Below are 6,423 nucleotides of genomic sequence, written 5' to 3' on the forward strand. Positions count from 1 at the left end.
CCGGCGAGGTAGGAGCTGTCTGCGGAGCGGAGGAAACCAAATCCATCCTGCAGAATCTCCAGCACACCGTCGCCAAAGATATCTTCGCCACTCTTCGCGTGCTGCTTCAGGATGGCAAAAATGATGTCCTGTTTGCGCATACGGGCCAGGTTTTCCAGCCCCATATTTTCGCCGAGAGTAATCAGCTCAGAAACCGGCGTATTCTTTAATTCGGTAAGATTCATAGTGGTGTGAGGGGTAAATCTCGAACGTATGTTGTGAATGGTATGGCAGGGTCATCCGTGCCTGTTTACGGCCATCAACTCATGTCTGTACGCTGCCTGGTCAAGGAAAGAACGCAGAACTGAAACGACGAGACGGAAATAGTGATAAGCCTGGAATCTTGCAACTTCACGCGTAAGTAGTGGTACGGGAAGGTTTGGCTAAATCAGATTCAAACTACATAAGGTATGTTTAAAACGAAGTCAACGTTAACTTAGCACGACTATGAACGGGCGTCCAGCGGTCCTGACATTTTAGGAGAACACTGGGCGCCACATCGGCAACGTCTGGATTAGGCGAGGTTTGCTTCGAGGAATTCTTTCAGCTGGCCTTTAGACAGCGCGCCCACTTTCGTGGCAGCGACTTCGCCGTTTTTGAACAACAGCAGGGTCGGAATACCACGGATGCCGTATTTCGGCGCTGTGCCTGGGTTTGCATCGATGTTCAGCTTCGCAACGGTCAGCTTACCTTCGAACTCTTCAGCGATTTCATCCAGAATCGGGGCAATCATTTTGCACGGACCGCACCACTCTGCCCAGAAATCAACGAGAGTAACCCCGTCAGCTTTGAGTACGTCCGTGTCAAAACTATCGTCAGTCAGGTGAATAATTTTATCGCTCATATATAACTCCACAGGAATAAGCCTGGTGTGTTGGTGTAGCATTAATCAACAATCAACGTCGTGTTGATGTTGCTTTAGCCAACTAAAAGGTTGACGTTATTTCACCGGATACGCTTTCTTAATGCAATAGTAAGCTGATATTCTACCACACTATGAGCAAAACACATTTAACAGAACAGAAGTTTTCCGACTTCGCCCTGCACCCAAAAGTGATTGAAGCCCTTGAAATGAAAGGGTTTCATAATTGCACGCCCATTCAGGCACTGGCCCTCCCGCTGACACTGGCGGGTCGTGATGTTGCAGGGCAGGCGCAAACCGGAACCGGCAAAACGATGGCGTTTTTAACGTCAACGTTCCATTATCTTCTCTCTCACCCGGCCGCAGAGAACCGTCAGGTTAACCAACCTCGCGCTCTGATCATGGCACCTACGCGTGAACTGGCAGTCCAGATTCATGCGGATGCAGAGCCTTTGGCAAATGCGACCGGCCTGAAGCTTGGTCTCGCCTACGGCGGCGACGGCTACGACAAGCAGCTCAAAGTCCTGGAAAGCGGCGTCGATATATTGATCGGCACCACTGGCCGTCTTATTGATTATGCAAAACAGAATCACATTAACCTGGGCGCGATCCAGGTCGTGGTGCTGGACGAAGCCGACCGCATGTACGATCTCGGCTTTATCAAAGATATTCGCTGGCTGTTCCGCCGCATGCCACAGGCCAATCAGCGCCTGAACATGCTGTTCTCCGCAACCCTTTCTTACCGCGTTCGCGAGCTGGCTTTCGAGCAGATGAACAACGCCGAGTACGTGGAAGTGGAGCCAGAGCAGAAAACCGGGCACCGCATTAAAGAAGAACTCTTCTACCCTTCTAACGAAGAAAAAATGCGCCTGCTGCAAACGCTGATTGAAGAAGAGTGGCCAGATCGCGCCATCATCTTCGCCAACACCAAACACCGTTGTGAAGACATCTGGGGCCATCTGGCAGCAGACGGTCATCGCGTTGGCCTGTTGACCGGCGACGTTGCACAGAAAAAACGCCTGCGTATTCTCGACGAATTCACTCGCGGCGATCTCGATATTCTGGTCGCAACCGACGTTGCGGCACGCGGCCTGCATATTCCAGCCGTGACGCACGTCTTTAACTACGACCTGCCAGACGATTGCGAAGACTATGTTCACCGCATCGGTCGTACCGGTCGTGCCGGTGCCAGCGGCCACTCTATCAGCCTCGCCTGTGAAGAGTACGCCCTGAATTTGCCCGCTATCGAAACCTACATTGGTCATTCGATCCCGCAGAGCAAATACAATCCGGATGCCCTGATGAACGATCTGCCGAAGGCGTTGCGCCTGACGCGTGCTCGTCCAGGCAATGGCCCGCGTCGCTCAGGTGGCGCACCGCGTAATCGTCGTCGTCCAGGTTAAACGCGCTATGCTCAGTACCGCCTCTTCGCTTTATGCAGCTATCGATCTCGGTTCTAATAGTTTTCATATGCTGGTTGTGCGCGAAGTGGCGGGGAGCATTCAAACCCTGACGCGCATCAAGCGCAAAGTCAGGCTCGCCGCCGGGCTGGACAGCAATAACACGCTGTCACCCGAAGCGATGGAGCGAGGCTGGCAATGTTTGCGTCTGTTTGCCGAACGTCTGCAGGATATTCCCCACGCCCAAATCCGTGTGGTCGCCACCGCAACGCTGCGTCTGGCGGCCAATGCGAGCGATTTCATCGCCAAAGCACAAGAGATCCTCGGCTGCCCGATTCAGGTCATCAGCGGTGAAGAAGAAGCGCGCCTGATTTATCAGGGCGTGGCGCATACCACTGGCGGCGATGAACGCCGTCTGGTCGTCGATATCGGCGGAGCCAGTACTGAACTCGTCACCGGTGTGGGCGCACAAACAACCTCGCTGTTTAGCCTTTCCATGGGCTGCGTCACCTGGCTGGAACGCTTCTTTACCGACCGTAACCTTGAACAGGCTCATTTCGATGCTGCCGAACAAGCTGCGCGTGAAGTACTGCGCCCGGTTGCCAATGAACTGCGCAACAATGGCTGGAAAGTCTGCGTCGGCGCTTCTGGCACCGTCCAGGCATTGCAGGAAATCATGATGGCGCAGGGCATGGACGAGCGCATCACGCTCGCCAAACTGCAACAGCTGAAACAGCGCGCCATCCAGTGCGGTCGTCTTGAAGAACTTGAGATTGAAGGCCTGACGCTGGAACGTGCGCTGGTCTTCCCCAGTGGCCTCGCTATTCTGCTGGCCATTTTCAACGAGCTGGGTATTCAGTGCATGACGCTGGCTGGCGGAGCCCTGCGTGAAGGTTTGGTTTACGGGATGCTGCATCTGGCGGTCGATCAGGATATTCGCAGCCGCACGCTACGTAATATCCAGCGTCGTTTTATGGTCGATACCGAACAAGCTCAGCGCGTGGCGCAACTGGCTTCGCATTTCGTCGATCAGATCGGGGAAACGTGGGATATCGAGCCATTAAGCTGCGATCTGCTGCTAAGTGCCTGCCATCTGCATGAAATTGGGCTGAGCGTGGATTTTAAGCAAGCCCCGCAACACGCGGCTTACCTGGTGCGCAATCTGGATTTACCGGGTTTTACCCCCGCCCAGAAAAAGCTGCTGGCGACGTTAGTGCTCAATCAAACCAATACGGTTGATCTTCCTTCTTTGCATCAGCAAAACGCAGTCTCTCCACGCGTTGCTGACAGGCTCTGCCGCCTGCTGCGCCTGGCGATTTTGTTTGCCAGCCGCCGCCGTGACGATCTGGTTCCCGACATGACGTTAAGCGTGGAAGGTGAAGCGCTGGCGTTAAAACTGCCTTCAGGCTGGCTGGAAAATCATCCGCTTGGCGCAGAGTTGGTGTTGCAGGAAAGCCAGTGGCAAAGCTATGTGCACTGGCCTTTGACCGTAGAGTAATCCTGTCTTTGCCGGATGGCGCGTACGCTTATCCGGCCTACACACCGATTACGGCTTAGCTTTTGCCCGCGCTAACATCTCTTTGATATTCGCCACGTTCGCCTGCCCTTTATGCATCCGCTCTTCCGCCGACACCACTTTACGCTCCTGCTCCCAAATCAAATCGTCCTGCGGTAATTCGAGCAGGAAACGGCTGGGTTCCGGACGAACCAGCTCGCCATACTGGCGGCGCTCTTTACATAAGGTAAAAGTCAGCTCTTTCTGGGCTCGGGTGATCCCGACATACGCCAGACGGCGCTCCTCATCGACGTTATCTTCATCGATGCTGCTTTGATGCGGCAGTAAACCTTCTTCCATACCCACAAGATAAACATAAGGGAATTCCAGCCCTTTCGAGGCGTGCAGCGTCATCAGCTGTACCTGGTCGAGTTCCTCATCGCTTTCACCGCGTTCCATCATGTCGCGCAGTGTGAAGCGGGTGACAACCTGGGTCAGCGTCATCGGCTCTTCCAGATCGCTGCCTTCCAGCATTTCCGTCATCCAGCCAAACAGCGTATTGACGTTTTTCATGCGCATTTCAGCGGCTTTCGGGCTTGGGGAGGTTTCGAACAGCCAGGATTCGTAATTGATGCCGTGGATAAGATCTCGCACCGCAGCAATCGGTTCACGCTCCGCCAGGCGCTGTACTTCGCCCAGCCAGTGTGTAAAACGCGTCAGCGACTCGTAGCCACGCCCGGTCAGCGTCTGGGTCAGACCCATATCAAAGCTTGCGGCAAACATGCTTTTGTTGCGAGTCATCGCCCATTCGCCCAGCTTTTGCAGCGTTGCCGGGCCAATCTCACGCTTTGGCGTGTTGACGATACGCAGGAAAGCACTGTCGTCATCCGGATTGGTCAACACTCGCAGATAAGCCAGCAAATCTTTGATCTCAGGGCGCGAGAAGAAGGATGTGCCCCCAGAAATAAGGTACGGAATGCGGTTTTGCATCAACAGCTTTTCGAACACACGGGACTGGTGATTACCGCGATAAAGGATCGCGTAATCCTTGTAAGCGGTCTTGTTGATAAAGTGATGGGCGATAAGCTCCCCGGCGACGCGCTCCGCTTCGTGCTCTTCGTGGTTAGCGCTCAGCACTTTCAGCTCGACGCCATAACCCAGCTCGGAGAACAGTTTCTTCTCGAAGACGTGCGGGTTATTGGCAATCAGGATGTTCGCCGCTTTCAGGATACGCCCTGAAGAGCGGTAGTTTTGCTCGAGCTTAATGACCTGTAGCTTCGGGAAGTCCTGGCTCAGCAGTACCAGGTTTTGCGGACGCGCACCACGCCAGGAGTAAATTGACTGATCGTCATCGCCTACAACAGTGAAGCGTGCGCGGCTGCCCACCAGCAGTTTCACCAGTTCGTACTGACTGGTATTGGTGTCCTGATATTCATCCACCAGCAGGTAACGAATTTTGTTCTGCCAGCGCTCGCGCACTTCTTCATTACGTTGCAGCAACAGCGTTGGCAGCAGGATCAGATCATCGAAATCCAGGACGTTGCACGCCTTCATGTGCGCGTCGTACTGTCCGTAACAATGAGCAAAAATACGATCGCGCTCCCCCTTCGCCTGCGCTGCGGCCAGCGATGGCGTCATCAGATCGTTTTTCCAGTTGGAGATCGTCGAGATCAGCTGCTGCAACAGCACCTTATCGTCTTCGATAATCCCCTCTGTCAGCTCTTTGAGCAGTGCAGTCTGATCGGTGTCGTCGAACAGAGAAAAGTTCGATTTCATCCCTAACGCGGCAAATTCACGTTTGATGATTTCAAGCCCAAGCGTGTGGAACGTGGAAATCATCAACCCGCGCGCCTCTTTGCGCCCCAACGTTTGCGCCACACGCTCTTTCATTTCACGAGCGGCTTTATTGGTAAACGTCACCGCCGCAATGTGTTTTGCCTGATAGCCGCACTGATGGATCAAATGGGCAATCTTGTTGGTGATAACGCGAGTTTTGCCGGAACCAGCACCCGCCAGCACCAGGCAAGGTCCGGTGACGAATTCGACGGCTTGTTGTTGTCCGGGGTTTAAACGCATAGGGTCACTCAATGAAAAACGGGAGGGCAGAAATAGAGCGTGGTAGTATAACGAGCCTGAACCACACCACTCAAGGCACAATCATGGCAAAAACAGCAGCAGCACTGCATATCCTTGTAAAAGAAGAAAAACTGGCTCTGGACCTTCTGGAGCAAATCAAAAATGGCGCCGATTTCGGCAAGCTTGCGAAGAAACACTCCATCTGCCCATCAGGCAAACGAGGCGGAGACTTAGGCGAGTTCCGTCAGGGTCAGATGGTCCCGGCGTTTGATAAAGTGGTCTTCTCTTGCCCGGTGCTGGAGCCAACCGGCCCGCTGCACACCCAGTTCGGCTACCACGTGATTAAAGTTCTTTATCGCAAATAAAAAGCCGGGTGGCGGCGACGCCTTACCCGGCCTACATCTTAGGTTTTGTAGATACTGTTATGCCACGCAAGCATTTTCCATATGCTGAGTGGCATCGAAAGGGCGTCCTGATTTCAGGACGCCATACGCCATCTGCGCCAGCTTCCGCATCATCGCCCCGATTATTAGCTTCCCATTTTTCCCGTT

At 53.8% G+C, this 6,423-nt stretch carries 6 protein-coding genes; 3 read left to right on the forward strand and 3 right to left on the reverse strand.

Translation table 11 applies throughout. The features are described from left to right. Together ACRCWW_RS02780 and trxA are read right to left on the reverse strand one after the other, a co-directional pair. On the reverse strand, positions 1-224 hold a 224-nt coding region (locus ACRCWW_RS02780), incomplete at its 3' end, for a Rho termination factor N-terminal domain-containing protein (protein WP_438681033.1). Between the two features lie 329 nt (positions 225-553). Further along, positions 554-883 (reverse strand): thioredoxin TrxA, encoded by a 330-nt coding sequence (gene trxA, locus ACRCWW_RS02785; protein ID WP_330985223.1) that lies wholly within the window; start codon positions 881-883, stop codon positions 554-556. Positions 884-1,035: 152 nt separating this feature from the next. Here trxA and rhlB point away from each other — a divergent pair, with 152 nt between their 5' ends. Continuing rightward, positions 1,036-2,304 (forward strand): ATP-dependent RNA helicase RhlB, encoded by a 1,269-nt coding sequence (gene rhlB / locus ACRCWW_RS02790; protein ID WP_438681034.1) that lies wholly within the window; start codon positions 1,036-1,038, stop codon positions 2,302-2,304. Between the two features lie 7 nt (positions 2,305-2,311). After that, a complete protein-coding gene (gene gppA / locus ACRCWW_RS02795; RefSeq protein ID WP_438681036.1) occupies positions 2,312-3,799 on the forward strand; it encodes a guanosine-5'-triphosphate,3'-diphosphate diphosphatase in 1,488 nt (495 codons plus the stop codon). Between the two features lie 48 nt (positions 3,800-3,847). On the opposite strand, the gene rep is transcribed toward gppA, so the two are convergent. After that, positions 3,848-5,872: a DNA helicase Rep gene (gene rep / locus ACRCWW_RS02800; protein WP_438681035.1), complete on the reverse strand. Its 2,025-nt coding sequence runs from the start codon at positions 5,870-5,872 to the stop codon at positions 3,848-3,850. An 83-nt stretch (positions 5,873-5,955) separates the two neighbouring features. On the opposite strand from rep, the gene ppiC reads away from it, so the two are divergent. Continuing rightward, positions 5,956-6,237 carry a peptidylprolyl isomerase PpiC gene (gene ppiC / locus ACRCWW_RS02805; RefSeq protein ID WP_008501570.1) on the forward strand — a complete coding sequence of 94 codons (282 nt, stop codon included), beginning with the start codon at positions 5,956-5,958 and terminating at the stop codon, positions 6,235-6,237. Positions 6,238-6,423: the final 186 nt, after the last annotated feature.

It is taken from the genome of Scandinavium sp. (genome assembly GCF_051650185.1).
Taxonomy (GTDB): domain Bacteria; phylum Pseudomonadota; class Gammaproteobacteria; order Enterobacterales; family Enterobacteriaceae; genus Scandinavium.

What these genes read in the sequence shown, in the direction of transcription:
- rep (WP_438681035.1), bottom strand. Translation starts at nt 5,872, where the DNA reads ATGCGTTTAAACCCCGGACAACAACAAGCCGTCGAATTCGTCACCGGA.
- gppA (WP_438681036.1), top strand. Translation starts at nt 2,312, where the DNA reads ATGCTCAGTACCGCCTCTTCGCTTTATGCAGCTATCGATCTCGGTTCT.
- rhlB (WP_438681034.1), top strand. Translation starts at nt 1,036, where the DNA reads ATGAGCAAAACACATTTAACAGAACAGAAGTTTTCCGACTTCGCCCTG.
- ppiC (WP_008501570.1), top strand. Translation starts at nt 5,956, where the DNA reads ATGGCAAAAACAGCAGCAGCACTGCATATCCTTGTAAAAGAAGAAAAA.
- trxA (WP_330985223.1), bottom strand. Translation starts at nt 883, where the DNA reads ATGAGCGATAAAATTATTCACCTGACTGACGATAGTTTTGACACGGAC.